20 protein-coding genes are annotated in these 23,962 nt (G+C 71.9%); 12 read left to right on the forward strand and 8 right to left on the reverse strand.

Annotated elements, in window-relative coordinates:
- The first annotated feature begins 253 nt into the window (after positions 1 to 253).
- From ACWH95_RS06095 to ACWH95_RS06125, 7 genes are all read left to right on the forward strand, one after another.
- Positions 254 to 1,558: a quaternary amine ABC transporter ATP-binding protein gene (locus ACWH95_RS06095; protein ID WP_454120361.1), complete on the forward strand. Its 1,305-nt coding sequence runs from the start codon at positions 254 to 256 to the stop codon at positions 1,556 to 1,558.
- Positions 1,558 to 2,526 (forward strand): ABC transporter permease, encoded by a 969-nt coding sequence (locus ACWH95_RS06100; protein WP_378822294.1) that lies wholly within the window; start codon positions 1,558 to 1,560, stop codon positions 2,524 to 2,526. Before ACWH95_RS06095 ends, ACWH95_RS06100 begins: the two co-directional genes overlap by 1 nt.
- A gap of 175 nt (positions 2,527 to 2,701) precedes the next feature.
- On the forward strand, positions 2,702 to 3,607 hold the full coding sequence (locus ACWH95_RS06105; RefSeq protein WP_454120362.1) for a glycine betaine ABC transporter substrate-binding protein: 906 nt from the start codon (positions 2,702 to 2,704) through the stop codon (positions 3,605 to 3,607).
- A gap of 155 nt (positions 3,608 to 3,762) precedes the next feature.
- Positions 3,763 to 4,542, forward strand: a complete 780-nt coding sequence (locus tag ACWH95_RS06110) for a CPBP family intramembrane glutamic endopeptidase (protein ID WP_454120363.1) — start codon at positions 3,763 to 3,765, stop codon at positions 4,540 to 4,542.
- Between the two features lie 105 nt (positions 4,543 to 4,647).
- Positions 4,648 to 5,625, forward strand: a complete 978-nt coding sequence (gene bsh, locus ACWH95_RS06115; protein WP_136032217.1) for a choloylglycine hydrolase — start codon at positions 4,648 to 4,650, stop codon at positions 5,623 to 5,625.
- Between the two features lie 121 nt (positions 5,626 to 5,746).
- Entirely contained in the window at positions 5,747 to 7,222 is a 1,476-nt protein-coding gene (locus ACWH95_RS06120; RefSeq protein ID WP_454120364.1) for a lipase maturation factor family protein, read from the forward strand.
- A 255-nt stretch (positions 7,223 to 7,477) separates the two neighbouring features.
- The gene (locus ACWH95_RS06125) at positions 7,478 to 7,840 is read left to right on the forward strand and encodes a hypothetical protein (RefSeq protein WP_136035321.1); all 363 of its coding nucleotides are present in this window, start codon (positions 7,478 to 7,480) and stop codon (positions 7,838 to 7,840) included.
- A 105-nt stretch (positions 7,841 to 7,945) separates the two neighbouring features.
- Here the strand turns inward: ACWH95_RS06125 and ACWH95_RS06130 are convergent, their stop codons facing one another.
- The 6 genes from ACWH95_RS06130 to ACWH95_RS06155 form a co-directional block, all read right to left on the reverse strand.
- Positions 7,946 to 8,713 (reverse strand): ABC transporter permease, encoded by a 768-nt coding sequence (locus tag ACWH95_RS06130; protein ID WP_454120365.1) that lies wholly within the window; start codon positions 8,711 to 8,713, stop codon positions 7,946 to 7,948.
- On the reverse strand, positions 8,710 to 9,477 hold the full coding sequence (locus ACWH95_RS06135) for an ABC transporter ATP-binding protein (protein ID WP_136035319.1): 768 nt from the start codon (positions 9,475 to 9,477) through the stop codon (positions 8,710 to 8,712). The genes ACWH95_RS06130 and ACWH95_RS06135 overlap by 4 nt, the downstream gene beginning before the upstream one ends.
- Positions 9,474 to 9,842 (reverse strand): DUF1048 domain-containing protein, encoded by a 369-nt coding sequence (locus ACWH95_RS06140; RefSeq protein WP_136032206.1) that lies wholly within the window; start codon positions 9,840 to 9,842, stop codon positions 9,474 to 9,476. The genes ACWH95_RS06135 and ACWH95_RS06140 overlap by 4 nt, the downstream gene beginning before the upstream one ends.
- A gap of 1 nt (position 9,843) precedes the next feature.
- A complete protein-coding gene (locus ACWH95_RS06145) occupies positions 9,844 to 10,194 on the reverse strand; it encodes a PadR family transcriptional regulator (protein WP_136032205.1) in 351 nt (116 codons plus the stop codon).
- A gap of 121 nt (positions 10,195 to 10,315) precedes the next feature.
- Positions 10,316 to 10,954 carry a LuxR C-terminal-related transcriptional regulator gene (locus tag ACWH95_RS06150; RefSeq protein WP_136032203.1) on the reverse strand — a complete coding sequence of 213 codons (639 nt, stop codon included), beginning with the start codon at positions 10,952 to 10,954 and terminating at the stop codon, positions 10,316 to 10,318.
- On the reverse strand, positions 10,942 to 12,174 hold the full coding sequence (locus tag ACWH95_RS06155; protein ID WP_454120366.1) for a sensor domain-containing protein: 1,233 nt from the start codon (positions 12,172 to 12,174) through the stop codon (positions 10,942 to 10,944). The genes ACWH95_RS06150 and ACWH95_RS06155 overlap by 13 nt, the downstream gene beginning before the upstream one ends.
- Positions 12,175 to 12,282: 108 nt before the next feature.
- On the opposite strand from ACWH95_RS06155, the gene ACWH95_RS06160 reads away from it, so the two are divergent.
- The 3 genes from ACWH95_RS06160 (at position 12,283) to ACWH95_RS06170 (ending at position 20,124) form a co-directional block, all read left to right on the forward strand.
- Positions 12,283 to 13,050, forward strand: a complete 768-nt coding sequence (locus ACWH95_RS06160; protein WP_454120367.1) for an ABC transporter ATP-binding protein — start codon at positions 12,283 to 12,285, stop codon at positions 13,048 to 13,050.
- Positions 13,050 to 15,566 carry an FtsX-like permease family protein gene (locus tag ACWH95_RS06165; protein WP_454120368.1) on the forward strand — a complete coding sequence of 839 codons (2,517 nt, stop codon included), beginning with the start codon at positions 13,050 to 13,052 and terminating at the stop codon, positions 15,564 to 15,566. The genes ACWH95_RS06160 and ACWH95_RS06165 overlap by 1 nt, the downstream gene beginning before the upstream one ends.
- Positions 15,567 to 15,819: 253 nt before the next feature.
- Positions 15,820 to 20,124 carry a DUF7927 domain-containing protein gene (locus ACWH95_RS06170; protein WP_454120369.1) on the forward strand — a complete coding sequence of 1,435 codons (4,305 nt, stop codon included), beginning with the start codon at positions 15,820 to 15,822 and terminating at the stop codon, positions 20,122 to 20,124.
- Between the two features lie 55 nt (positions 20,125 to 20,179).
- Here the strand turns inward: ACWH95_RS06170 and ACWH95_RS06175 are convergent, their stop codons facing one another.
- Both ACWH95_RS06175 and ACWH95_RS06180 read right to left on the reverse strand, forming a co-directional pair.
- Positions 20,180 to 21,286 carry a LuxR C-terminal-related transcriptional regulator gene (locus ACWH95_RS06175; protein WP_454120370.1) on the reverse strand — a complete coding sequence of 369 codons (1,107 nt, stop codon included), beginning with the start codon at positions 21,284 to 21,286 and terminating at the stop codon, positions 20,180 to 20,182.
- A gap of 69 nt (positions 21,287 to 21,355) precedes the next feature.
- Positions 21,356 to 22,720, reverse strand: coding sequence for a hypothetical protein (locus ACWH95_RS06180; protein WP_454120371.1), 1,365 nt, complete (start codon positions 22,718 to 22,720; stop codon positions 21,356 to 21,358).
- A 116-nt stretch (positions 22,721 to 22,836) separates the two neighbouring features.
- Here ACWH95_RS06180 and ACWH95_RS06185 point away from each other — a divergent pair, with 116 nt between their 5' ends.
- Together ACWH95_RS06185 and ACWH95_RS06190 are read left to right on the forward strand one after the other, a co-directional pair.
- Positions 22,837 to 23,388 carry an ECF transporter S component gene (locus ACWH95_RS06185; protein WP_454120372.1) on the forward strand — a complete coding sequence of 184 codons (552 nt, stop codon included), beginning with the start codon at positions 22,837 to 22,839 and terminating at the stop codon, positions 23,386 to 23,388.
- A 43-nt stretch (positions 23,389 to 23,431) separates the two neighbouring features.
- Positions 23,432 to 23,890 (forward strand): DUF6153 family protein, encoded by a 459-nt coding sequence (locus tag ACWH95_RS06190; protein ID WP_454120373.1) that lies wholly within the window; start codon positions 23,432 to 23,434, stop codon positions 23,888 to 23,890.
- Positions 23,891 to 23,962 lie beyond the last annotated feature (72 nt).

Consider the following 23,962-nt stretch of genomic DNA (forward strand, 5'->3'; position numbering starts at 1 on the left):
GGATTTGTCCCTGACCGGCCATTTCGTTACGTTGGTCTGTGGGCCTGACGGCCCGAAGACCAGTCCGCGACCACGTCCTTCTTTCGATGAGCTGTGCTGCGAAGAGGCGTGGGCGTACGGTCGGTCCTCTCTGCGGCGGATCCGAAATCCACCGCCCGCGCCGCCACAGCGATGATGTCGAACGGCCTCGTGAGGATCACCCGGACGTGACCGAAGCAGGCTCAGCCACCCGAGGCCGAGCCGCAGGGGAAACGTGTCCGACATCGCACTCGAAGCGCGCCATCTGTACAAGGTGTTCGGGAGGAATCCGAACGCCGCCGTCCGCCGACTGAAGGCGGGTGAGAGCCGCGCGGCCGTCGCCGACGCGGGCACCGCCGCCGTCATCGACGCCAGCTTCACCGTGAACCGCGGTGAGATCTTCGTCATCATGGGCCTGTCCGGATCGGGCAAGTCCACCATCATCCGCATGCTCAACGGCCTGCACGACATCACCGACGGCACCGTCACGGTCGGCGGCGACACCATCACGGGCATCCCCGCGGGTCGTCTGCGTGAGATCCGCCGCGACCGCATCTCGATGGTCTTCCAGCACTTCGCCCTGCTGCCGCACCGCACGGTGGCCGCGAACGTGGCCTACCCGCTCGAGCTCAAGGGCGTCGCGGCGGCCGAGCGGCAGCCGAAGGCCGAGGAGATCCTCGCGCTCGTGGGCCTCGAGGGCCAGGGCGACAAGCTGCCGTCCGAGCTCTCCGGCGGCATGCAGCAGCGCGTCGGCATCGCCCGCGCGCTCGCCGCCGACAGCGACATCCTGCTGATGGACGAGGCGTTCAGCGCGCTCGACCCGCTGATCCGCCGCGAGATGCAGGAGCAGCTGCTGGAGCTCCAGCAGAAGCTGCACAAGACCATCGTCTTCATCACGCACGACCTCAACGAGGCCATGTTCCTCGGCGACCGGATCGCCGTGATGCGCGACGGGCGCATCGTGCAGATCGGCACGCCGGAGGACATCCTGATGGACCCCGCGAACGACTACGTCGAGCAGTTCGTGCAGGACGTGGACCGTGCCCGCGTGCTCACCGCCGCGAACGTCATGGAGCGCCCGCGCCCCGTGGTCGCCGAGACCGCCGGCCCGCGCACGGCCCTGCGCCAGATGCGCGACGCCTACATGTCGGCCACCTACGTGGTCGGCAAGGACCGCCAACTGCTCGGTGTGGTCACCGACCGCGATGCGGTGAAGCTCGTGCGGCAGGGGGTGACGCGACTCGACTCCGTGATCAAGCCCGTGCTGCAGAGCGTGCGCGAGGACGACGTGCTCATGAACCTGTTCGTGCCCGCGGTGGAGTCGCCGCTGCCCCTGGCCGTGACCGACGCGGACGGGCGACTGGCGGGCGTGATCCCCCGCGTGACCCTGCTCGCCGCCCTCGGCCCCGGCCCCGGCTCGACCGAGGAGATCCTGCTGCCGATGACGCCCATGCCGCAGGCGGAGATCGACGCGGTGCTCGACGACGGGTGGACGGCTGAGCCGCTGCCCACGACACCCGAGACGGAGGAGGTGCGCTGATGGACGGATTCCGCATCCCCCTGGGCGACTGGGTCGCCGCCGGAGTCGACTGGATCACCGCGAACCTCGACGGTCTGCTCGACGTGGTGTCGTTCGTGGTGAGCTTCCTCGTGGACGGCCTCACCCGGCTGCTGCTCACCCCGCACTTCGCCGTGATCATCGTGATCGCCGCCCTGCTCGCCTGGGTCGTACGGTCGTGGAAGCTCGCGATCGGCACGGCCGTGTCGTTCCTGCTGATCGTGGCGATGGACCTGTGGGTGCCCGCGATGCAGACCCTCGCCCTGGTGCTCGTCGCGGCGATCGTGGCCGTGCTGATCGCGGTGCCGCTGGGCATCTGGTCGGCGCGCAACGCCACGGTCCGGGCGGCCCTGAAGCCGGTGCTCGACTTCATGCAGACCATGCCCGCGTTCGTGTACCTGATCCCCGCGATCGTGTTCTTCGGCATCGGCGTGGTGCCGGGACTCGTGGCGACCGTGATCTTCGCGCTGCCTCCCGGCGTGCGCCTGACCGAGCTGGGCATCCGCGGTGTCGACTCCGAGACCGTGGAGGCCGGGCATGCGTTCGGCGCCACCCCCGGCCAGATCCTCCGCGGCATCCAGCTGCCCCTGGCGATGCCGACCATCATGGCCGGCGTCAACCAGGTGATCATGCTCGCGCTGTCGATGGCCGTGATCGCCGGTATGGCGGGAGCGGACGGCCTCGGGAAGATGGTGGTCGAGGCGATCTCGACGATCAACATCCCGAAGGGCGTCGAGGCCGGTCTGGGCGTCGTGCTGATCGCGGTCTTCCTCGACCGGGTCACCGCCGCGCTGGGGGCTCCGGGCGAGAACCGCTCGTCGCTGTGGGGCCTGTGGAAGCGCCGCCGGTCGGGCGCGGGTTCGGGCGCTGCGCCCGCCGCCGCCGCAACCCCCGCGTCCGCGACCCCCGCGTCGTCCGACGCCGTCGAGCCCGAGCTCACTCGCGCCTGACCCCACCCCACCGCGACGTCCCGCCCCGCCCCCGCCCACGCGCGGGTGCGGGGTCGGAGAGGAGCCCGAGGGGGCGGGTTCCGGCCCGTTCTCCATCCCGCACGCCGCCCACCCGCTGTCCCGCGGCTCGTCCGCACTCCTGAAATCACATACGGAACGCAAGAGAGAGAAGCACATGAAGAAGAAGATCCTGACCCTCACCGCCCTGGGCGCCGCAGCAGCGCTCACCCTCGCCGGATGCAGCGGCGACGGAGCCGGTGGCACCAGCGCGGGCGGCGGCGACGCCGACGACAAGGGCACCATCACGCTCGGCTTCCTGCCCTCCTGGACCGACGGCCTCAGCACCGCGTACCTCCTGCAGGACCAGCTGGAGAAGATCGGTTACACGGTCGAGATGAAGACGCTCACCGAGGCGGGTCCCCTCTACACGGGTCTCGCGCAGGGCGATGTCGACATGTACCCGTCGGCCTGGCCCGAGCTCACGCACGCCGAGTACATGAAGAAGTACGGCGACGACATCGAAGACCTCGGCGCGTACTACGACAACGCCAAGCTCACCCTGGCGGTGCCGGAGTACTCCGATCTCACCTCCATCGAAGACCTGGCGGGCAAGGGGGCGGACTTCGACGGCAAGATCTACGGCATCGAGCCGGGCGCCGGCCTCACCGCGCAGACGCAGAAGATGATGCCCGAGTACGGGCTCGACGGCGAGTACGAGCTGGTGACCTCGTCGACCGCGGCGATGCTGACCGAGCTGAAGACCGCGACCGACAAGCAGGAGGACATCGTCGTCACGCTGTGGCGTCCGTTCTGGGCCAACGACGCCTTCCCCGTGAAGGACCTCGAAGACCCGAAGGGCGCCATGGGCGAGGCCGAGCGCCTGCACTTCCTCGGCACCAAGGGCTTCGCCGAGGAGTTCCCGGAGGCGGCCGAGCTGATCGAGAAGATCAAGCTCGACGACGAGCAGTACGGTGCGCTCGAAGACCTCGTGGTCAACGAGTACGGCGAGGGCAAGGAAGCCGACGCGGTCGACGCGTGGCTGGAGAAGTACGGCGACCAGTTCGACTGGACCGTCAGCTGAGCTGACCCGTCTCTGCACGAAGGGAGGGCTCCCGTCCGGGGGCCCTCCCTTCGACGTCTCCCCCGGGCGGGGCTTGCCTTCGCGATTGCGGTGGCGGGTCGGCGTGCGCTTCACTGAACCCGAACCCCACCCGGCACGCGACACCCGAGGACGAGATGGCCACCGAGAGCACCACACCCCTCCGCGTCCGGCCGCGGATCTGGATCGGCCTCGTCATCTACCTGGCGTACGTCGCGGTCGTCTTCACCGTGCAGCAGGCGACCGGCATTCCCTACACGGCCCTCGGCGACAGCGGACGCGACCTCTTCCTGGGCGCCGGCCTGTCCCTCATCGGCGGAGCGGTGCTCCTGGCGATCACGACGAGCCTGCTCGGGTGGTGGCGTCCCGCCCTGTTCGAGCGGACGCGCGCCGCGCATCGCTGGCCGATCATCGCCCCGGTGCTGATGGCGGTGGCCCTGGGCGTGAACCTCGCCTCCACCGACTGGGCCTCCTACGACGGCGCCTTCTTCGCCGCGTCGATCGTCCTGCTGCTGGTCGGCTTCACGGAGGAGCTGACCACGCGCGGACTGCTGCTCGTCGGGCTGCGCAGCCGCCTGTCCGAGGTGTGGGTGTGGCTGCTGACCTCCGCGCTGTTCGGACTCATGCACCTCATCAACGCGCTCAGCGGGCAGCCCCTCGCCCCCACGCTGCAGCAGGTGTTCCTCGCCTTCGGCGCCGGCACCATCTTCTACGTCCTGCGCCGCGTGACCGGCAGCCTGATCTGGGCCATGGTGCTGCACGGGTTCTGGGACTTCTCGACCTTCGCGGTCGGGCACGGCGCCGCAGGGCCGCTGGCCGGGCTGGGTCCTGTGCTGGAGATCGTCGCGGTGGTGGTGGCGCTGGTGGGCGTCGCGTTCGTGATCCGCGGCGCCGACGAGCGCACCGCGACACCGTAGAGCACTCGTCCGCCGCGGGTGGCACCCCCCTTACGCTCCGCGGGGGAAGGTGCGACCATGACCGTTCGCGGACCCGGCCGGGCCCCGGCAACGGGAGAGGGAACCATGTGCACAGGACTGAGCTTCACCACCGCCGACCACTACTTCGGGCGCAACCTCGATCTGGAGTTCTCGTACCACGAGACCGTCACCGTGACACCACGGAACTTCCCCTTCGAGTTCCGACGGATCCCGCCCCTGTCGACCCACCACGCGATCATCGGCATCGCGACCGTCTCCGACGGCTACCCGCTGTACTACGACGGCACGAACGAGAAGGGCCTGAGCATGGCCGGACTCAACTTCCCCGACAACGCCTTCTACCCCGCGGAGGGAGCGGGCGGCACGGAGATCACCCCGTTCGAGTTCATCCCCTGGGTGCTCGGGCAGTTCGAGACCGTCGCCCAGGTGAAGGACGCGCTGCGATCCGTGAGCCTCGTCGACATCTCCTTCAGCGCGGAGTTCCCGCTGTCGCCGCTGCACTGGATCATCGCCGACCGGACCGCCTCGATCGTGGTGGAGAGCGTGCGGGACGGTCTGAAGGTGTACGACAACCCGTGGGGGGTGCTCACGAACAATCCCACGTTCGACATCCAGAGCTTCCGCCTGAACGACTACCGGCACCTCACGCGCCGCCAGCCCGACAACACGTTCGCGCCGGATCAGTCGCTCGACCTGTACAGCCGCGGCATGGGCGGGATCGGGCTGCCCGGCGACCTGTCGTCGTCGTCGCGCTTCATCAAGGCGGTGTTCACCCGCATGAACTCGGTCTGCGGCACCACCGAGTCGGAGTCGCTGAGCCAGTTCTTCCAGATCCTCGGCTCCGTCGCCCAGCAGCGCGGGTGCGTGCAGGTGGGCGACGAGGAGAAGTACGAGATCACGATCTACTCGTCCTGCTGCAACACCGACCGGGGCGTCTACTACTACACGACGTACGAGAACAGTCAGATCACGGGGGTCGACATGCACCGTGAAGACCTCGACGGCACCGCGCTCGCCGTGCACCCGCTCGTCGAGGGGCAGCAGATCGCGATGCAGAACTGACGCGCCTCGGGCCCGTCGTCTCGATTCGCTCGCTCAGCGGCCGCCTGAGCGAGGAGCGCAGCCCTCGAACGACGGACGCAACCCCCTGACCGGCGTGCGGCGGCCGGCGTAGCCTGTGGCCGTGGACGGGTTCGCGGCGGTCGACTTCGGGTTCGCCCGCGAGGTCTTGCAGCGGGGCATCGCGGCGCTGTACGTGGTCGCGTTCGTCTCCACGCTCAACCAGTTCCGCGCCCTGCTCGGCGAGCACGGACTGCTGCCCGCCCCGGCCCTGCTCGACTGGGTCGCGCAGAAGAGCGAGCGACGGAAGCTGCTGCACCCCACGCTGTTCACGCGCTGGCGCTACACCGACCGGCGGCTCGTGGCGCTGTCGTGGGCCGGGATCGCGGTGGGCGTGCTGCTGGTCGCGGGGGTGCCGCAGCTCGGGCCGCCGTGGCTGCCGATGGTGTGCTTCCTCGCGCTGTGGTTCGGGTACATGTCGGTCGTGAGCATCGGGCAGACGTTCTATTCCTTCGGGTGGGAGATGCTGCTGCTCGAGGCCGGGTTCCTGGCGGCGTTCCTGGGGTCGAACGACCAGCCGCCGCCGGTCGTGGTGATCGTGCTGTTCTGGTGGCTGCTGTTCCGCCTGGAGTTCGGTGCCGGGATGATCAAGATCCGCGGCGGGCGCGAGTGGCGCGACCTCACCGCCATGACGTTCCACCACGAGACGCAGCCGATGCCGGGCCCGCTCAGCCGCCAGGCGCACCTGCTGCCGCGGTGGTTCCACAGGCTGGAGGTCATCGGCAACCACGTCGCGCAGCTGGTCGTGCCGTTCTTCCTGTTCGCTCCCGTCCTGTCGCTGTGGGTGCCGGGGCCGGTGCCGCAGATCGTCGGCGCGGTCGCCGGCGGTGTCGTGATCGCGACCCAGCTGTGGCTCGTGCTCACCGGCAACTTCGCGTGGCTGAACGCGGCGACGATCGTGCTCGGCTTCTCGGCGATCGGGCTGCCGGGGGTGGGCGCGGCCGAGCCGGCACCCGAGACGGCGCTGCCCTGGACCGTGTCGGGGATGCCGCTGTGGTGGGTCGTGGTGACCTCGGCCGTCGGCGTGCTGTTCGTGGTGCTGAGCGTGCCGGCCGTGCGGAACCTGTTCGCGCGGCGGCAGCTGATGAACGCGAGTTTCCACCGGTGGCAGCTCGCCAACGCCTACGGCGCCTTCGGCACGGTGACGCGGGAACGCATCGAGATCGTGGTGGAGGGGTCGGACGACGAGGAAGGGGTGCACTGGCGGGAGTACGGGTTCCGCGGCAAACCAGGAGACGTGCGGCGCGTGCCGCGGCAGTTCGCCCCGTACCACCTGCGGCTGGACTGGCTGATGTGGTTCCTGCCGCTCGGGCACTCGCTGGACGACTGGTTCACGGTGTTCCTGCTGCGACTGCTCGAGGCCGACGGCCCGACCCTGCGGATGCTGCGCGTCGACCCGTTCCACGGCGAGAGGCCGCGATGGGTGCGAGCGGTGTCGTACCGGTACCGTTTCGCGACCCGCGCGGAGCATCGCGCCGACGGTGCCGTGTGGGTGCGCAGCGGTCGCCGTGTGATCCTCGGTCCGCTCGGCCTGCGCTGAGGACGGCGCGTTCCGGGGGCGTGAAGGAGACCTCCCGCCCTGAACGAGCGTCGGCGCGCTCGGCTCCTTCCGGGCGCGAGATCCTGCAGACCGCGCGGCCGGAGTCGGGCGATTCAGATGTCCTCGCCGACGGGCTGGTCGCGAAGCCGCCAGATGCCAGGCGGGGGCGCCGATTGACAGCCGGATCCATCGCTCCTATAAGAGCTACATGTCCGATCCGCGAGCGTTCGTCCAACACATGATGACGGACTTCTCGTGACCGAGCCCCGCAGTCAGGCGCGGTTCCCGCGCGTCCCACGGCGACGGTACGTCGCTGCGGGACTCTGGGCGGCGGCTCAGATCGTGGTTGCCGGCGGCGGCGTGCTTCTCGTCTTTCTCACTGCGATGCGAGGGGACGGGTGCGCGTTCTCATGCAGAGACGATGTCGCCAACGTCGTGATCGACGGCACGAAGGCGGCTCTCCTCGTGATCACGCTCATCGAGGTGGCCATGCTCGTCATCGCACTCATCAAGAGGGCCTCGCCGCATGTGATCGGTGGTGTGGCGATCGGTCTGAGTCTTGCCGTGATCACTGTCGCGTCCGTGCTCATGGTCTCCGCGTACCCGGTTTCCCCATGATGTGAAGGAGATCTCTGCCTGCCATACCGTGCGGCCGAGCGCAGCGAAACGCCCCGGCCGGGGTGCGAGACCCCGGACGGAGCGTTCCGGTCCGCTTGGCGACGATCAGCTGACCTTCTTCCGGTAGGAGATGATCGCGAACACGTAGGCGACCACGAGGATGCCGACGCACCAGGCGAGGGCGATCCAGATGTCATCGCCGACGGGCCGCTCGGCGAACAGCGCCTGGATGGTGTTGACGATCGAGGTGACCGGCTGGTTGTCGGCGAACCACTGCACGGGTGCGGGCATGGTGTCGGTCGGCACGAACGCCGAGCTGATGAACGGCAGGAAGATCAGCGGATACGAGAACGCGCTCGCCCCGTCGACCGTCTTGGCGTTCAGGCCGGCGATGATCGCCAGCCACGTCAGCGCGAGGGTGAACAGCATCAGGATGCCGATCACTCCGAGCCAGGCCCACACGCTCGCCCCGGTGCGGAAGCCCATCAGGAAGCCGACGCCGAAGATGATCGCGAGGGTGATCGCGTTCGCCGTGAGCGACGTCAGCACGTGGGCCCACAACACGCTCGATCGGGCGATCGGCATGGAGTGGAACCGCTCGAAGATGCCGCTCTGCATGTCGGTGAACAGCCGGAACGCGGTGTAGGCGATGCCCGACGCGATCGCGATGAGCAGGATGCCCGGCAGCAGGTAGTTCACGTAGTTGTCGGTGCCGGTGCTCTGCTGGAGCGCGCCGCCGAAGACGTACACGAACAGGAGCATCAGCGCGATCGGGGTGACCGCGGTGGTGATGATCGTGTCGGGACTGCGGAAGATGTGCCGCATGGAGCGGCCGGTGAGGGTCGCCGCGTCGGCGGCGAAGTGCGTGCTCATGCTGCGTCCTTTCGTGAGGGTCCGATCAGGGTGAGGAAGATCTCCTCGAGGGTGGGCTGCTTCTCGACGTACTCGACCTGCGCGGGCGGGAGCAGCTGCTTCAGCCCGGCGAGGGTGTCGTTCGCGATGATGCGGCCCTCGTGCAGGATCGCGATCCGGTCGGCCAGCTGCTCCGCCTCGTCGAGGTACTGCGTGGTGAGCAGCACCGTGGTGCCGCTGTGCGCGAGCTGCTTCACGACGTCCCACACCTCGATGCGCGCCTCGGGGTCGAGGCCCGTGGTCGGCTCGTCGAGGTAGATCACCTCGGGGTCGCCGACCAGGCTCATCGCGATGTCGAGCCGCCGCCGCATGCCGCCCGAGTAGGTGCCGACCTTGCGGCCACCGGCGTCCGTCAGGCGGAAGGTCGCCAGCAGGCGGTCGGCGACCCCGCCCGGGTCGGACAGGTGCCGCAGCTTCGCGACCAGCACGAGGTTCTCGCGCCCGGTGAGGATCTCGTCGACCGCGGCGAACTGCCCGGTGAGGCTGATCTTCTCGCGGACGCCGAGGGGGTTCGCGGCGACGTCGACGCCCTGCACGGTCGCCGTGCCGGCGTCGGCCTTCAGCAGCGTGGAGAGGATCCGCACCATCGTGGTCTTGCCGGCACCGTTCGACCCGAGGAGGGCGAAGATCGATCCCCGCTCCACCTCGAAGTCGACGCCGCGCAGCACGTGCAGGTCCTTGTAGGACTTCTCGATGCCTCGCACCGAGAGGGCGGTGTTCGTCATGACTGCTCCTTCTTCTTCGCGTCCTCGACGGCCTTGGTCAGCCGGGCGCGCTCCTTGTCGACCCACTGGGTGCCCCCGTAGGCCTCGGCGTAGGTCTCGGCGAACTCGACCGGGTCGGCGCCGATGATGTCGTCGATCGGGGTGCCGTCGATCGCGGCGCGCTCCCACAGGTCGGCGAGGTCGAGGAAGATCTGCACGAGCGTGTCGCCGTCGGTGATCCCCCCGTAGTACATCGTGTAGCGGTGCTGGGCGTTGGCGACCGTGCGGTACGGCTCGGGCAGAGCCTCGATCCGCGCCTTCGCCTGCTTGTACTGCTTCTTCTGCTCGAGCGATCCGGTGAGCGCTTCGATCCACTTGGCGGCCATGTCAGTTCTCCTCGCTGGGGGTGTTCGTGTGAGTGGTGTTCAGTCGTTCGATGTGTGTCGTGAGGAAGTTCCAGGTGGTCCAGAACTCCTCCAGCTCCTGCCGGCCCGCGGCGTTCAGGGTGTACACCTTGCGGGGCGGGCCCTTCTCGCTCGGCACCTTCTCGACGTCGACGAGCTTCTTCTGCTCGATGCGCACCAGCAGGGCGTAGACGGTGCCCTCGGCGGTGTCGGTGAAGCCGTGGTCGCGCAGGCGCGTGGTGATCTCGTAGCCGTAGGCCGGCTGCTCGGCGAGGAGGGCCAGCACGATGCCCTCCAGGGTGCCCTTGAGCATCTCGGTCATCTGCTTGCCCATGTGGTCCCCCTCTCCTTCTCGGTTCAGTACTCAGTGATGCTGGGTACCGGTACAAAGTAACACTGAGTACCGGTACCTAGCAACACCGAATACCGAACTTCTTCGGAGAGGTGCGACGGGGTCAGCTGCGCAGGTAGGCGAGCACGGCGAGGACGCGGCGATGCCCGCTGTCGCTCGACGAGAGGCCGAGCTTGGCGAAGATGTTGCCGATGTGCTTGCTCACGGCGGTCTCCGTGACGAACAGCCGCTCGGCGATCGTGGTGTTGTCGAGCCCCTCGGCCATGAGGCCCAGCACCTCGCGCTCGCGGGGGGTGAGGGTCTGTACGGGGTCGTCGGCGCGACGGCGGCTGAGCAGCTGCGAGATCACCTCCGGGTCCATCACGGTGCCCCCGGCGGCCACGCGGCGCAGCGCGTCGACGAACGCCGCGACCTTGCCCACCCGCTCCTTCAGCAGGTAGCCCAGACCGTCGGCTCCCGCGGCGAGCAGTTCCCCCGCGTAGCGATCCTCCACGTAGGCGGACAGCACCAGCACCGGGAAGCCGGGACGGCGGGCCCGCGCCTCGGCGGCCGCCTTCAAACCCTCGCTCGTGAAGGTCGGCGGCATCCGCACATCGAGCACCGCCGCATCGGCATCGTCGAGCAGCGCGAGGAAGCCCTCGGCGTCGGGCACGGCACCGATCACGTCGAAGCCCTCGCTGCGCAGCAGCAGCGCCAGCCCCTCCCGCAGCAGGGTGTCGTCCTCCGCGATCACGATCCGCACGGCAGCTCCGTCCTCAGCACGGTCGGCCCGCCGGCCGGGCTCGTCACGTCGAGCGTGCCCTCGAAGGCCTCGATCCGGCGACGGATCCCGGCGAGACCCCCACCCGGCCGCTCGACCGCCCCGCCGACGCCGTCGTCCTCCACCGCGATCAACAGCAGCTCGCCCTCCCGCTCGACCCGCACCGTGGCGCGCGTCGCCGCGGCGTACTTGTTCACGTTGGTCAGCGCCTCCGCCACGACGAAGTAGCTCGCCGACTCCACCGCCGCCGGCACCCGGCCCACCCCGGCGGTCTCCAGCGCGCACGGCACGACGCTGCGCCCGGCGAGCGACGCGAGCGCGCCCTCCAGGCCCAGCTCGTCGAGGATCGGCGGATAGATGTCGTGCACCGTGCGCCGCAGACCGGCGAGGGCGTCGGCCGCGGCATCCTGCGCCCGCCGCAGCGGTTCTCCGACATCGCCGCCCGTCTCCTGCGCACGCTCCGCGATCCCCAGCATCATCACCACGTTCACCAGCCGGTTCTGCGCCCCGTCGTGCAGGTCGCGCTCGATGCGGCGCAACTCGGCCGCGTGTGCGTCGAGCGCCGCCGCCCGGCTCAGCGTCAGCGCGTCCACCCGGGCCGCCAACCGCGACCGCGCGGGCGTCGCCAGCAGCTTCGCCGACACGAACGCCACCAGGCGGGCGACCGCCGTCACCAGGAACGCCGCGGCGATCGCGTAGCCGAGGGCCACCAGCGGCATCGTCCACGCGAGCTCCCACGACGTGACCGGATACGGCGAGCCCACCGGGTCGTCGGCCGGCGCGAACTGCCAGTACCACGTGACGGCGAGGGTGTTCACGGCCGAGACGGGAAGCGCGAGCGTGAGCAGCGACAGCCACATCACGGGGAACGCGTGCACCGTGAGCCACAGGGCGTCGCGGGCCGTGGCGCGCGAGAAGGCGAAGCGCAGCCGCTCATCGATCGTCGAGCCGCGAGGAAGCGTGCGCGCGAGCGGCGGAAGCTCCTCACCCCGCCGCCGCCCGATGCGCCGCCGGTTCACGTCGCTCCACCGGTGCAGCACCTGCACGGCCTGCGGCATCAGCAGCACGCCGCCCGTGATGAGCATGAGCGGCAACAGCACCAGGATCACGCAGAACAGCCCGAGGGAGACGACCGACGCCCCGAGCTCGACCCCCAGATACCCGGCGTCGCGCAGCCACCGGCGCCCCCATCCGTCCTTCACCCTGCCAGTCTGCCGGAGCAGAGTGCGCGGCACGGTATAGCCAGCTCCACCATCGATCGGGGACCGGGCGGGATGGGGCCGCCCGCTCGGTGTTCCTAGCGTCGAAGCATGACCACCACACCCCCTGCGCCGCTCGTCGAGGCGGCACCCATCGAGGCCCTCCGCCTCTCCGGACTCGTCAAGACGTACGGCTCCGGCGCCGCGCGCGTCACCGCTCTCCGCGGCGTGAACCTGGCCATCGCGAAGGGCTCCTTCACGGCGATCATGGGGCCGTCCGGCTCGGGCAAGAGCACGCTGCTGCACAGTGCGGCGGGGCTCGATCGTCCGACCAGCGGCACCGTCCACCTCGGCGGCACCGAGATCTCCGCCCTGAAGGCGCGCCAGCTCACGACGTTCCGCCGCGACCACGTCGGCTTCGTGTTCCAGGCGTACAACCTGCTGCCCGCGCTGACCGTGGAGGACAACATCACCCTCCCGCTGCGGCTGGGCGGACGCGCCATCGACCACCGGTGGCTCGAGACACTGCTCGACGCGGTGGGGCTCGCGGACCGACGCCACCGCCGCCCCGCCGAGCTCTCCGGCGGCCAGCAGCAGCGGGTGGCCATCGCCCGCGCGCTCATCACCCGCCCGCACGTGGTGTTCGGCGACGAGCCGACCGGCGCGCTCGACTCGCGCACGGGTGCCCAGGTGCTCGACCTGCTCGCCCACACCGCGCGGGAACTGCACCAGACCGTGGTCGTCGTCACGCACGACCCCGTCGTCGCCTCGCACGCGGACCGGGTGGTCTTCCTCGCCGACGGCGCGTTCGCGGGACACCTCGACGGCGCCACCGCGCAGGAGATCACCGCCCGCATGAGCACGCTCGGGGAGTGGTGATGGCCGCCGCGTCGCTCGGCCTCGGACGGCTCGTCCGCGCCGACCTGCGCCACCACCGGCGCAGCCTCGCCGGAGTGTTCGTGGCGATCTTCGTCGCGAGCGCCCTGGTCACCGGGCTCGGCGTGCTCGTGGAGTCGGGCATCCGCGGCGGCCTCGCCCCGCAGCGCTACACGGCGGCCGAGGTCGTGGTGGGCGCCGCGCAGCAGGTCGACGTGCCGGAGGACCTGCCCGTGGCACTGCGCGAGCGTGCGCCGCTGCCCGCCGACGCCGCCCGCGAGATCGCGGAGCTGCCCGGGGTCGAGGCCGTGGTCGCCGACGTGACCGTACCCCTCGCGGCCTCGGGAGCCCCGGACCCGACGGCGGTCGTGGAGGCGCACCCCTGGGCGGCGACGGCGCTCACGGGCTTCACGCTCAGCGACGGCCGCGAGCCCGCCGACGCCGAGGAGGTCGTGGTCACCGCGGACTCCGGGCACGCGGTGGGCGACACCCTCTCGCTCGCGCACGGCGGCGTGCCGGCGGACTACCGCGTCGTGGGCGTGGTGACCGCGCCCGTGTCGCCCGAGCGCGGGGCGGCCGTGTTCCTCACGGACGACCGCATCGCCGAGCTCGACCCGCACGGCGGCGCCCCGCAGGTGCTCGGCGTGTTCGTGGACGGCGAGGACGCGGAGGCCGTGGCGACCGCCATCGGCGAGGCCCTGCCCGGGGTGGTCGCCCGCACCGGCGACGCCCGCGGCGACGTGGAGTTCCTCGACTCCGGCGCCGCCCGCACGATGCTCGTCGCGATCGGCAGCGCCTTCGTCGGCACGTGCATCCTCGTGGCGCTGTTCATCGTGGCGGGCACGCTGTCGCTGTCGGTGCAGGCGCGACGGCGGGAGTACGCGCTGCTCCGGGCGGTGGGCGCGACACCGCAGCAGGTGCACGCGCTGATCGCCCGCGAGGTGCTCGCGGTGGCCGTGGTCGCCGCGGTGCTCGGCCTGGCCCCGGGCTACCTGCTCTCCACGGTGCTGCAGACCGCGTTCGTGGCCGGAGGGGTGATCCCGGGCGACTTCGCGCTCGCCGTGAGCCCGATCCCCGCGGCCGGTGCTCTGCTGCTGGTGCTCGGCGCGGCGTGGGGCGCGGCCCGGATCGCGGCTCGGCGCCCCGCGCGCCTGGACCCCATCGAGGCGCTGCGCGAGTCGTCGACCGGGCCGGGACCCATCGGCCTGCCGCGCATCATCGCCGGGATCGTGTTCGCCGCCGCCGGGGTCTCGGTCTCGACCGTGCCGCTGGTGGTGCGCGGGGATGCGGCCGTCGGCGCCTCGGCGGGTGCCGCCCTGATGCTGATCGTCGCGCTGGGGCTGCTCGGCCCGTGGCTGGTCGCGGTCTGCGTGCGGCTGGTCGGCTCGCTGCTGCGTCGGCTCTCGGCGGCGGGCTTCCTCGCCGCCGCCAACACGGCGGCGGGCAGTCGACGGCTGGCGGCCGCGATCCTCCCCATCGCGCTCGGCATCGGGCTGGGACTGGTGCAGATCGGCGGACCGGCGATCGTCGCGGACGAGGCGGCGCAGCAGGCCCGCGACGGCGTCACCGCGGAACTGCGGGTGTCCGCGCCCGCGGGACTCTCGCCCGCGACGGTCGAGGCGCTGCGGGAGGCACCGGGGGTGACCGGGGCCTCGGGCGTGGCGCTCAGCGCGGCCGTGATCGACTCGCGCGACATCGAGGGCCAGCTCGAGCGCACCGAGTACGTGCTGCAGGGCGTCGACCCCGCGACCGTGGACGGGCTGCTCGACCTGCAGGTGCAGGAGGGGGCGCTGGCGGCACTCGACGGCGGCCGTGCCATCGCCGTGAGCGTCGACACCGCACACACCCTCGGGGTCGGCCTGGGCGACACGGTCACCGGGACGATGGGCGACGGCACAGCGCTGGAGGCCACCGTCGTCGCGGTCTACGAGCGGGGCCTCGGCTTCGGCGCCCTCACCATGGACGCCGCGCACGTGCGCGCCCACACCTCCGCGGGGCTCGACGCGTTCGCCCTCGTGTCCGTGGAGGGCGACGCGGCACAGACGGCCGATGCGCTCGCGGCGGGCGGGCTGCTCGTCGCACCCGCGTCCGGGCAGAAGGCCACCGGGGCGGATGCGGTCTCGCAGCAGGGCTGGGTGAACCTCGTCGCGCTGCTGGTGATCCTCGGGTACATCGCGATCGCCGTGGTGAACACCCTCGTGATGGCGACCGGTGAGCGCTCGCGCGAGCTGGCGCTGCTGCAGCTGATCGGGGCGACCCGCGGCCAGGTGCGTGCCACCATGCGGGTCGAGGCGATCCTCGTCGCCGCGATCTCGATGGTGTTCGGCGTGCTCGTGGCGATCCCGCCGCTGATGGGGATGAGCTACGGCATCTCCGGGCAGCCGGTCCCCGCGATGCCGGTCCTCGGCTCGCTCGCGATCATCGGCGGCATGGGGGCGCTGGCGCTGGTCGCCCTCCGCGTCGCGACGGGCGCGGCGCTGCGGCGTCGGCCGATCGAGGAGATCGGTTCGCGCGAGTAGTGCGGTGTGACGGGGGCGTCCGCGCGGCGGGCGTCCCCGTCAGCATCCGGCGAGGGGGATCCGCCCGCCGGGTGGGGTGAAAAGGCGGGGTGAATTCTCCCGGTCCGGCCGGGACGGAGCTGCGCACCCGGGCAGTCTGGCGGAGGCCCGGACCGAGTACGCCATACCCGATGGTGCTCGGCGGTCGCCTGAGGGGGCGGGGCTTCCGTGTGCGCGCACGCGCCGCGGACAGCGATGGATGGGGAGTGAAGTCGTGGGATTCCGTGATGCCCGTGAGCAGCGGCCGAGCCGCTGGAGCCGGACCAGGAAGCTGATCGGCGGTGTGGTGAGCACCGCGCTCGTCGCCTCGTCGATGATCGTGGTGGGCGGCACGCTCACCGCGGCGCCGGCCGCAGCAGCCGAGCCGTTCCTCTGCACGCCGGGAGCGGTGTACGTGCAGAGCACCTCCGAGGTGCGCGAGTTCGCGGTGAACGAGCAGGGCGGCGCCCCCGGCGACGGCGGCACGCTCAGCAGCATCAACCTCGGCGCGAACCACTCCAACAACGCGCTCGGTCTCTCGTCCAACGGACGCTACGCGTACACCGTCACGAACGCCGCCGGCAGCAAGATGCTCGCGAAGCACGACCGCGTGACCGACACCACCACGCGCACCTCGTTCTCGCTCAACTCCTCGGTCCTGCGCGGCGCCGTGCACCCCGTCACCGGCGTGTACTACTTCGCCAGCGGCACGATCAACGGCGCCATCAACCTCTACGCGTGGAACGAGAACGTCACCCCGCAGACCTACGTGCAGGTCGGCACGCTGCGCCCGACCACCGGCAGCAGCGCGTTCGGCGCCAACGGCGACATGGCCTTCAGCGCCTCCGGTCAGCTCGTGCTCGTGGCCGACAACTACATCTACTCGTCCGACCTGCCGAGCACGCTGCAGCCGAGCACCGCCACGATCGACGCCAAGCAGGTGCACGACATGGGCGCGGGCGTGCAGGGCAACGGCATCGCGTTCGGCAACCTCGGGCACATCTTCGTGTCGGTGTCCGGCGGCGGCAACCGCATCATCGAGGTGGACCTGCCCCGTGGGGCGACCGTGAACACCACGTCGCTGGGGAACTTCGGGCCCACCGACATGGCCAGCTGCACGTTCCCCAACACCCTCACGCTCAAGAAGGACCTCCCGAACGGGCGCCAGGCCGACACCGACCAGTTCGCGCTGCGCGTGCAGTCGCCCACCGGCTACCAGGTGCCGCAGACCGATGCCACGACGCGTGGCGCGCAGCCCGGCCTGCAGCCCGACTACGCGGGTCCGGTGTTCACCAACCAGGGCGACGCCTTCCAGCTCTCCGAGTCGCCCGCCGGCACGACCGACCCGGCCCGCTACGACGCGTCCCTGGTCTGCGTGCAGGTCAACCCCGACGGCTCGACGACCCCGGTCGCGGTGACCGCCGACGGCCAGGTCACCCAGCCATCCGGTCCGCTGGGCACCGACGTCACCTGCACGTACACGAACCTGCGCCTCGCACCCGGCCTGGCCCTGCGCAAGACCTCGGATCCCGCGAACGGCACCGCCGTGACCGCGGGGCAGCGCGTCACCTACACGGTCGAGGCGGAGAACACCGGCAACACGCGCCTCGACCCGGTGACCGTGAGCGACGACCTGTCCGGCGTGCGCGCCTTCGCGACCTACCAGGGCGACGTGGCGACCGCGATCGACGGCGACCCGGTGACCTCGGGCGCCGCGACCGTCGCGGGCGACGAGCTCGCCTGGAACGGTGCGCTCGAGCCCGGCCAGGTGCTGACCGTGACCTACTCGGTGATCGTCGACGAGGGCGCGGAGGGCGAGCGCATCGCCAACAGCGTCACCGCGTCGGGCACGCCACCCGGCGGCTTCGACCCGATCGTCCCCCCGGCCGTCACGACCGAGCACCCCGTCGCCGGCTTCGAGCTCGTCAAGACCTCGTCGCCCGCCTCGGGCAGCACGGTCGAGCCCGGCCAGACCATCCAGTACACCGTGACCGGCACCAACACCGGCGCGACTCCGCTCGGCCCCGCCTCGCTCACGGACGACCTCTCCGGCGTGCTCGCCCACGCCGCGTACAACGACGACCTCACGACCGCGATCGACGGCACGACCCTCACCACGGGCGGCGCGACCCTCACCGGCAGCACCCTCGCCTGGACCGGGGCCCTCCAGCCCGGGCAGACCGTGACCGTGACCTACTCCGTGACCGTGGGAGAGGACGCCTCGGGCGAGATCCTCCGCAACACCGTCGCGGGCTCCGGCACCCCGGTCACGCCCGACCCCGGCGACCCGACCGGGCCGCTGGTGCCCGGTGAGCCGATCGTCCCGCCGACCTCCACCACGGAGCACCCCGTGCTCGGCTCCGGCTTCACGATCTCGAAGACGGCCGACCCCGCGTCGGGCACCCGCGTCGACCCGGGCAGCGTGATCACGTACACCGTCACGGGCACCAACACGGGCGACACCGTGCTCGACCCGGCGACGATCACGGACGACCTGCGCGACGTGCTGGCCCACGCGAGCTCGAACGACGATGCGACCGCGACCCGCGGCAACGTCCGCGTGGCCGACGGAAAGCTGAACTGGAGCGGCCGACTGCTCCCGGGGCAGGACGTGGTGATCACCTACTCGGTCACCGTCGACGCCACCGCGGGCGGCGAGCTCATCGCCAACACCGCCACCGGCGCCGCGACCCCGCTCATCCCCACGGATCCGAGCGAACCCGACAGCCCGACCACGCCTGGCACGCCGATCACGCCGCCGCCCGCCACCACGGAGCACCCGGTGAACGAGCCCGGCTTCACGTTCGCGAAGACGGTCGACCCCGCCACGGGCACCGCCGTCGACCCCGGCACCGTGCTGACCTACACGCTGACCGCCGCGAACACCGGCGAGACCGTGCTCGACCCGGTCGCGATCACGGACGACCTGTCCGGCGTGCTGCCCTCGGCGGCGTACAACGGCGACGCTGTCGCGACCATCGGCGGCGCGTCCGCGGGTGCCGTGACCGTCGACGGCGCGACACTCGCCTGGAGCGGGTCGCTCGCGGTCGGGGAGACCGTGACCGTCACCTACTCCGTGACTGTGACCGCAGAAGGCGTCGGCACCGTGATCGAGAACGCGGCGACCGCGTCTGCCACGCCGCCCGGCGGCTCCGTCATCACGCCGCCTCCCGGCACCACGACCACGCCGGTGAACCGTCCGGGCTTCTCGCTGTCGAAGAGCGCGGACCCGGCGACGGGCACCGCGGTCGACCCCGGCGCGGTCGTCACCTACACGGTGACCGGCGTGAACACGGGTGAGACGGCGCTCGACCCCGTCGCGATCACGGACGACCTGTCCGACGTGCTCGCCCACGCCGCGTTCACCGGCGATGCGACCGCCACGATCGACGGCGTCCCGGCCACGGCTCCCACCGTGGCGGGCGACCGGTTGTCGTGGAGCGGTGCACTGCCGGTGGGTGCGACCGTCACCCTCACGTACTCCGTGACCGTGGCGGCCGACGCGGGCGGCACCGTGCTGGCGAACCGGGCCTCCGGCTCCGCGACCCCGCCCGGGGGCGTGCCGCCGATCGAGACGCCGCCCGCCACGACCGAGCACCCGGTCAACGCGCCCGGCTTCGAGCTGCGCAAGACCGCCGACCCCGCGGACGGCACCCGCGTCGACCCGGGCAGCGTCATCACGTACACCGTGACCGGCGTGAACACGGGTGAGACCGCTCTGGCACCCGTGAGCATCGACGACGACCTGTCGGGCGTGCTCGCCCACGCCGACTACAACGGCGACGCGACGGCCACCGTGGTCGACGGCGTCGCGCCCGCCCCGGTCGTGGCCGGCGACGAGCTGACGTGGACGGGCGACCTCGCGGTCGGCCAGCGCGTCACCATCACCTACTCGGTGACCGTGCACGCAGACGCGGGCGGTGCGACCATCGCCAACACGGTCGAGGGCACGGCGACGCCTCCGGGTGGCGCGGTGATCACGCCCCCGCCGACGACCACGGAGAACCCGGTCGGCACCCCCGGCTTCACGTTCGCGAAGACCTCGGACCCCGGTTCGGGCACGGCCGTGGCGACGGGAAGCGTCGTGACCTACACGCTCACCGGCACCAACACCGGCGAGACCGGGCTGGACGAGGTGGTCGTGCGGGACGACCTGGCCGGAGTGCTGCGGCACGCCGACCTGCGGGGCACGGCGACGGCCACGGTGGGTGACCGCGAGGTGGCCGCCCCCGTGATCGACGGGACGGCGCTGCGCTGGACGGGCAGTCTCGCGGAGGGGGAGAGCGTCGTGATCACCTACGCCGTGACCGTGCACGCCGACGCGGCAGGCGCCTCGCTGCGGAACGTGGCCGTCGCCTCGGCCACGCCGCCCGGAGGGGAGACGATCACCCCGCCCGCCGGCACGACCGAGAACCGGGTGCTGACGCCCCTCGCCGTCACCGGCGGACAGCTGGCGCCCTGGGTCCTGATGCTCGCGATCGCCCTGCTGCTCGCCGGAGCCGCGCTGCTGATCGTGCGCCGGCGTCGCATGCAGGCCTGACGACCCCCCGCCGGCTCCCGGCCGCCGCCCCACGCGCGGCCGGGAGCCCTCGGGATCAGTCGGGGAGCAGTCCGTGCCGGGCGGCCTGCTCCAGCGCTTCGGTGCGATTGGCCGCGTCGAGCTTGCGGTAGATGCTGCGCAGCTGTGTCTTGAGGGTGTTCGGCGACACGCTCAGCTCGGCGGCGATGTCCGGCAGCGCCGCCCCCGAGGTGAGGGCGTGCAGCACGACCTGCTCGCGGGACGACAGTCGCGGCCGCGTCGCGAACGACGGCAGCGCGGAACGCGTGGGCAGGGGCGCGCCGCCGAGGGGGGCCAGGTCGGCGCGCACGGCCGCGAAGTCCTCGGCGCCGAGCAGGGCGATCGGGGTCCGCAGCTCCCGGTCGGCGAGCTGCGCGGCCAGCGCGTCGGTGGTCGGCTGCGCGGCGGCCGGGGTCACGCGGTGCAGGGCGGCGCTCTGCACGGCCGCGGCCTCCGCGCGTTCGCGAGACGTGGTCGGCTGGAGCCGCGTCTGCGCCAGCATGCGCACCGCCTCCGGCGCACGACCGTCGACCAGGGCCACCCTGGCGCGTTCCAGCAGCGTCGCGAAGCGGTCGCCCGGCGCGTCGCGCTGCTTGATGCTGCGGGCGGCCCGGACGTCGCCGAGCGCGAGGTGCAGCAGGATCCGCGGGCGGCTGAGGGCCTGGCGTGCGTGGGGTGTTGCGCCCTCGCGTCCCCGCATCCTGGCGAAGGACTCCAGGCGTTCGAGGCCGCCCGCGGCGTCGCCGTCGTGCAGCGCGATCCACGCCTCCACGGCGGCCATGGTCGTCCAGTGCTCGCTCGTCGCCCGGTGGGGGAGGAACGCCCGCACGTGCTGTTTCGCGGCGTGGAGGTCGCCGTCCTCGACCGCGAGCATCGCCTCGGCCACGCGGTAGAACGTGCCGCGGTAGCCGTCGAGCAGCTCCTGGCTGTGACCGCCGTCGCGGAGGAGGCCGACATAGTGCCGCGCCTCCGGGAGGTCTCCGGCCCTGGCGTGGATACCGGCGAGCAGGCTCATGGCGTGGAACCCGTTGCCGGTGCCCTGCGCACCGGCGAGAGCCGCGGCCTCCTCCAAGAGCCCCACCGCCTGTTCGCGGCGGCCTCCGTAGTACAGCGACAGCGCGAGGTGGGTGCACAGCAGCGGCATCTCCCGGGCGTAGCGGTGCCACTCGCTCTCGGGGGTCTCCGTGAACAGCGCGAGGGCACGGGCCGCGACCTATCCCGCCCGGTCGGGCATGCCGATGACCCGCAGGGCCGCGCTCTCGGCGGTCCAGATGAAGAGGCGCTCGGTCGCCGAGAGGCGGGTCTTCCGCCCGTTCGCTGCCGAGACCGCCAGGCGCAGGAGCTGGAGTCCGCGCAGGCGGCGCAGCCGGTTGGCGTTGAGGCAGATGCCGAGGAGCATCGCCACGAGCGGCTCCTGCTTGAGGCGTGCCATCGGGAGGTCGCCGAGCAGTCGCACGACCGCCCTTCCGTCGTGGTCGAGCAGGTGGCTCCATCCCGACATGATCACGTGTGCCGCGAGGGCGAGGTCGTCCTCCTCCACGGCCAGACGCAGCCCCTCGAACGGAGCGCCCCGCCGCACGGCGCCCTCCACCGCGAGGCGCCGCAACCGGGGGATCTCGGCCGGGTGTGTGCGGCGGAGCTCGCGGCGCAGCAGGGTGCGGGCGTGCGGGGCCAGCCGGAACAGGCGGGGCTCACCGGGCTCCCAGTGCCCGAAGCCGAACACCTCGGATTCCTCGAGGGCGTGCACGATGTCGGGGTTGCCCGTCAGTGCGGCAGCGAGGGGGGTGTCGACGGCGTCGGTGATGCTGAGCCGGACGAGAGCGTCGAGGGTCCGCTCGGCGAAGTCGTCCCGCTCGATGCGAGCCCGGAGGTAGTCCTCGATCGTCGCGGATGCCGCCTCGACGACGGCCGACCCGCCCCCGTGCAGGGCCGCCGCCCGGACGGCCGCGGGGAAGCCGCCCGTCGCCTCCTGGATCGCCCGGACCGTGTCATCGTCGACGGCGGGGTCGAGCATCGCGCGGATCTCGTCGTGGTCGAACATGAGCTCCTGCGGGCCGAGAAGCGCAGTGTCGATCACCAGGCGCAGCCCGGCGCTGTCGAAGGGACTGGGCCGGTTGGTCGCGACGACGAGTCGCACGAGCGGGAGCGCGGCGATCGTGCGACACAGGTCGAACACGCTCTCGCGGTCGAGCGCGGCGGCGTCGTCGAGCACGATCACCAGCGGCTCCGTGAGCGGGCACAGATGCTCGGTGACCGCGGCCCACAGCTCCCCGGGTGCCTCCGTCGGGGGGTCTGCGGAAGCCCTGCCCTCTGGCGCCTGTTCGCGAAGGGCGCGCAGCAGGGCCAGCGCGAGGTCGGAGCTGCTCTCACGCCCGGGGGACACGGTGAGCCAGACCACGCGGGACGAGGTGACGAACGCCCAGCCGACCACCGCGGTGGTCTTGCCCGAGCCCGATGCCCCGCGGAGCAGCGTGAGCGGGGTGTCCGTCTCGAGGGCTGCGTTGAGCCGCGGTCGCCCGATCACGTTCGTCGAGACGCGCGGCAGATGCCTGCTCTCACGCGCGACGGAATCCGTCATGTCCCCTCCCCAGGTCCCCGCCTCCACAATATTCCGAAATGACGATCGGGCGGGTGACATGACGCCGCGGCGACGTCGGTGATCGGCCGGCCGCCGTGGCCTCTAGGCTCGGAGACGTGACGGACGGGCGGGCGAAGACGGTGCGACGCGTGCCGACCAGCGCCCTGCTGGTGAGTGCGGCGCTCGGTGCGATCCAGGCGCTCGTGTTCCTCGCGGTCGTTCCCGTCACCGGAGTGCTCGCGGCCGCCTCGCCCCCGGCCTACGCCCTGGTCGCCGCCGTGCACACGGCCCTGCCGTTCCTGGCGCGCGTGGTCACGCGCACGCCGGGCGCCGCCACGCTGACGGCGTTCGTGGCCGGGGCGCTCACGGTCGCGGTGTCGCCGATCGGACCACTCGGGCTGGTCCCGCTCCTGCTCGGCGGTCTGGTGCTCGACCTCGTGCTTCCGCTGCGGCGCGACGCTCGGGTGGGGGCAGGGCGGATCCTGGCGGCCGGGGCCGTCGCGGGGATCGCGCTGTTCCTGGTCGCGCTGCCGGTGTTCTCGCCGGAGCACCTGGTGCCCGCGGTGCTCGTGGCGACGCTGGCCGCGCGCATGGTCGGGGAGGTCGCGGTCGCCGGGGTCGTGATCGCGGTGCGGAGGCTGCTGGCCCGCGCGGGCGTCGTCCGCTGAACATGCCCCGAATACCCATACCCCCTGCGGGTAGTATCGGGGCATGACCGAACGACGGGCGCTGCGCGGGGCACTGCTCGCGGTGGTGCTCGCGGGCGGAGTGCTGCTCGGGCTGCTCGGCATGCACGCGCTCGGGTTGCACGGCACCACCGGGGCGCACGGCCCCGGTCACGCCGCGGTCGTCGCGACGGCGTCCCAGGGCGACGCCGCCCACGACCGCCCGGGCTCCGCGGCCCACGACCGCGGCGACCGCGCCGCGCCGCTCGCCTCGCACGAGGGCAGCACCCCGCCGTCGCACGACCTCGCCGCGCCGTCGGCCGGCGGAGCGGACGGCGCCGCCGCGTGCGTGCTGGCCCTGCTCGGCGGGCTCCTCCTGCTCCTGCGCCACCGGGAGTCCCCGGCCCTCGCGGCACCGGCGGCCACGGTCGTCCTCCGCGCGCGCGGCACCCTGCCGATCCCGCGACCTCCGTCTCTTCACGTGCTCTGCATCAGCCGGACCTGAGGCGCCGTCGTGCGCCCGGGGCGACCGCGACCGCGCTCGCCCATCCGATCGAGAAGACCGAGAAGAGAGACC

The organism is Microbacterium sp. NPDC055502, from assembly GCF_053643635.1.

Bases quoted from the DNA above. Each gene is read 5' to 3' on its own strand.
- ACWH95_RS06165 (WP_454120368.1), top strand. From the start codon at position 13,050: ATGGCCGCCGCGTCGCTCGGCCTCGGACGGCTCGTCCGCGCCGACCTG.
- ACWH95_RS06180 (WP_454120371.1), bottom strand. From the start codon at position 22,720: ATGACGGATTCCGTCGCGCGTGAGAGCAGGCATCTGCCGCGCGTCTCG.
- bsh (WP_136032217.1), top strand. From the start codon at position 4,648: ATGTGCACAGGACTGAGCTTCACCACCGCCGACCACTACTTCGGGCGC.
- ACWH95_RS06100 (WP_378822294.1), top strand. From the start codon at position 1,558: ATGGACGGATTCCGCATCCCCCTGGGCGACTGGGTCGCCGCCGGAGTC.
- ACWH95_RS06160 (WP_454120367.1), top strand. From the start codon at position 12,283: ATGACCACCACACCCCCTGCGCCGCTCGTCGAGGCGGCACCCATCGAG.
- ACWH95_RS06135 (WP_136035319.1), bottom strand. From the start codon at position 9,477: ATGACGAACACCGCCCTCTCGGTGCGAGGCATCGAGAAGTCCTACAAG.
- ACWH95_RS06175 (WP_454120370.1), bottom strand. From the start codon at position 21,286: ATGCCGCTGCTGTGCACCCACCTCGCGCTGTCGCTGTACTACGGAGGC.
- ACWH95_RS06190 (WP_454120373.1), top strand. From the start codon at position 23,432: ATGACCGAACGACGGGCGCTGCGCGGGGCACTGCTCGCGGTGGTGCTC.
- ACWH95_RS06110 (WP_454120363.1), top strand. From the start codon at position 3,763: ATGGCCACCGAGAGCACCACACCCCTCCGCGTCCGGCCGCGGATCTGG.
- ACWH95_RS06140 (WP_136032206.1), bottom strand. From the start codon at position 9,842: ATGGCCGCCAAGTGGATCGAAGCGCTCACCGGATCGCTCGAGCAGAAG.
- ACWH95_RS06105 (WP_454120362.1), top strand. From the start codon at position 2,702: ATGAAGAAGAAGATCCTGACCCTCACCGCCCTGGGCGCCGCAGCAGCG.
- ACWH95_RS06145 (WP_136032205.1), bottom strand. From the start codon at position 10,194: ATGGGCAAGCAGATGACCGAGATGCTCAAGGGCACCCTGGAGGGCATC.
- ACWH95_RS06130 (WP_454120365.1), bottom strand. From the start codon at position 8,713: ATGAGCACGCACTTCGCCGCCGACGCGGCGACCCTCACCGGCCGCTCC.